The sequence below is a fragment of the Kitasatospora sp. MY 5-36 genome (genome assembly GCF_001182915.1).
In the GTDB taxonomy this organism is placed as follows: Bacteria; Actinomycetota; Actinomycetes; order Streptomycetales; family Streptomycetaceae; genus Kitasatospora.
In genome coordinates this window covers 1-2,490 of record NZ_LFVW01001009.1, presented here as the reverse complement: position 1 = coordinate 2,490, position 2,490 = coordinate 1, and the positions used below count along the sequence as shown (strand labels likewise).

The 2,490-nt window shown below is 74.6% G+C and carries 3 protein-coding genes and 1 pseudogene; 1 reads left to right on the top strand and 3 read right to left on the bottom strand.

Annotated elements, in window-relative coordinates:
- Positions 1-421: pseudogene (locus AE652_RS39475) on the bottom strand (ThiF family adenylyltransferase); the annotation flags it as partial.
- 444 nt (positions 422-865) lie between these two features.
- Between AE652_RS39475 and AE652_RS39470 the strand changes: the two are divergent.
- A complete protein-coding gene (locus AE652_RS39470; RefSeq protein ID WP_049660411.1) occupies positions 866-1,414 on the top strand; it encodes a M48 family metallopeptidase in 549 nt (182 codons plus the stop codon).
- A 102-nt stretch (positions 1,415-1,516) separates the two neighbouring features.
- Here AE652_RS39470 and AE652_RS39465 read toward each other — a convergent pair whose 3' ends face one another.
- On the bottom strand, positions 1,517-2,116 hold the full coding sequence (locus AE652_RS39465; protein WP_049660410.1) for an NUDIX hydrolase: 600 nt from the start codon (positions 2,114-2,116) through the stop codon (positions 1,517-1,519).
- The coding region (locus AE652_RS39460) for a zinc-dependent metalloprotease (protein ID WP_049660409.1) at positions 2,113-2,490 on the bottom strand (378 nt) is incomplete at its 5' end. The genes AE652_RS39460 and AE652_RS39465, both read right to left, overlap by 4 nt.

Sequence of the window (2,490 nt, the reverse complement as noted above, 5' to 3'; positions counted from 1 at the left end):
CGCCGACCCGGCCCGCGCCGCGCACCTCGATCCGCGCGTCGGCCCGGCGGCCCAGGACCGCCGGTGCGGCGCCCGGCCCGGAGTGGACCAGGGAGAGCGAGGCGAGGTCCGGTTCGAGCAGGTCCCGCTGCTGTGCGGGGAAGCGGGCCAGCGCGCGGCGGCCGGCCTCCGCGTCGTCCAGCAGGCCGGTCTCCTCCAGGCCGGTGAGCAGGGTGTCGGCCGGTTCGCGGCCGAGCCCGATGCGTTCTCCCTCGTTCAGGAGCTCCGGTCGGTCGCGCGTCCCGTCGAGCAGCGCGAGGAAGTCGCAGAGGGTCTTGTCGGCGTTGCCGAGCACCCCGGCGAACCGGGTGACGGTGCCGAACTGCAGGGTCTCCGAGTCCCGCCAGCTGCGGGACAGCGCGGGCTTGAGGGCGAGGCGCACGACGATCTTCCTTCCGATCGTTTCCGGACGGCTGACCGCAGCTTGCCCCATCACGCCGATGTCGTGCGCAGAGTTATCCACAGGCCTGTGCTTATGATCACCCCATCCGTTCGCACGCCCTGTGGATAACTGGCCATCCTTCCCGATGTCGCTTTCCAGACACCCCCCGTCGACTTTTCGTTCCCGATCGCTCCATGAAAGATTCCGGCCATGGCAGCGGACTTCTGTCCGTGGTACCGGGTAACGTCGTGTGCCATGGCAGCCGAGCGGGACTCCCATCCACCGGCGTCGCGTCGGCGTGCCCCCGCAGCGTCCGGGTCGCAGGTCGCGGCGCCGAACACGCGCGGGCGCCCGGACCAGCGGCAGCAGCCGAGGCCGGCCCCGTCGCAGCCGCCGCCCGCCGGTGCCACGGCCCCCGAGGCGCACGACCGCAGCCGGGTCGAGGTGCGCCGCAGCGCCCGCCGCAGCCGTACCGTCTCCGCCTACCGCGAGGGCGACCGCACCATCGTGCTGATCCCGGCCCGGATGTCGCACGCCGAGGAGCAGCGCTGGGTCGCGCAGATGCTGGAGAAGCTCGCCGCCCAGGAGTCCCGGCGGATCCCCGGGGACGAGGCCCTGATGGCCCGGGCCCGCGAGCTGTCGGCCTCCTACCTGGACGACCGCGCCCGGCCCAGTCAGGTCCGCTGGGTCACCAACCAGAACTCCCGCTGGGGCTCCTGCACCCCCAGCGAGGGGACGATCCGCCTCTCCCACCGTCTTCAGGGCATGCCGGAGTACGTGCTGGACTACGTGCTGCTGCACGAGCTGGCGCACCTGCTGGTGCCGGACCACGGCCCGGCGTTCTGGGCCCTGCTGGAGGCTTACCCGCGGACCGAGCGGGCCCGCGGCTACCTGGAGGGCGTGGTCTCCGCGGCCCGGCTGCCGCACATCCCGGGCGCCCGGCACGCCGCTCCGGGCCCGACCGGGCCCGATCAGGCAGCCTCCTGCGACTGACGCCGCGGTGATGGGGGAGCCACGGGCGGGCCGGTCCGACCGTAGGAACGACGGAAGGGGGCGCGGGCCGATGTGGCCCGCGCCCCCTTCCGGTGTCGCACCTCAGCCGGTCAGCTGCCGTGCCCGGGCCACCAGGTCGCGCACCGAGTGGTCGGTGAGCTCCGGCAGCCGGTCGTAGTCGAACCAGCGCAGGTCCAGCGACTCCTCGCTGATCAGCGCCTGGGCACCGGCCGGGGCCAGCGCGATGTACTGGACGTCCAGGTGGGTGTTCTCCGGCCGGTCCTTGCCGGCGCAGCGCACCAGGTGCCGGTCCAGCTTGGCCGGCACCGGGGTGCCGCCGCTCTCCAGCAGCACCAGGTCGGGGATGCCGGACTCCTCGACGGCCTCGCGCAGCGCGGCCGAGGCGAGGTCGCGGTCGCCGGGCTCGCAGTGCCCGCCCATCTGGAGCCACATGCCGACCTTGGGGTGCAGGGTCAGCAGCACCCGCCCGGCGGCCGGGTCGACGACCGCCGCGCTCGCGGTGATGTGCGCGGGCAGGCAGGAGCGGTACAGGCCGTCGGGCCGCGCGGCGAGGTGCTCCAGGTAGTCGAGCCGCAGCCGCTCCTGGTCCTGGTCGGCGGGCCGCCACCCGCTCAGCGCGCGGACGGCGTCCGCGTGCAGGCCGGAGGAGGTCTCGGTGGCGGGCGTCTCGGTGGCCGTCATGCGGTGGGCTCGCCCTTCCCGTCGGTGCCGTCCTCGTCGGTCTTCGGCTGCTCGTCCTTCTTGGTGAGGTCGGGCTTGCCGGCCGCGGCCTCGCCGAGCAGCTTGTCGAGCGCGTCGAAGTCGATGCCGCCCTCCAGGTCGTCGGCGGAGCCCCGGTGGACGAAGGCGTCCGGGTCGTCCAGGTCGGCGGCGGTGGGCAGCATGTCCGGGTGCTCCCAGAGCGCGTCGCGGCCCTCGATGCCGCGGGCGTCGGCGAGCAGTGCCCAGAGCCGGGAGGCGTCGCGCAGCCGGCGCGGGCGCAGCTCCAGGCCGACCAGGGTGGCGAAGGTCTGCTCGGCGGGCCCGCCGGCCGCGCGGCGGCGGCGGACGGTCTC

What these genes read in the sequence shown, in the direction of transcription:
- AE652_RS39465 (WP_049660410.1), bottom strand. Translation starts at nt 2,116, where the DNA reads ATGACGGCCACCGAGACGCCCGCCACCGAGACCTCCTCCGGCCTGCAC.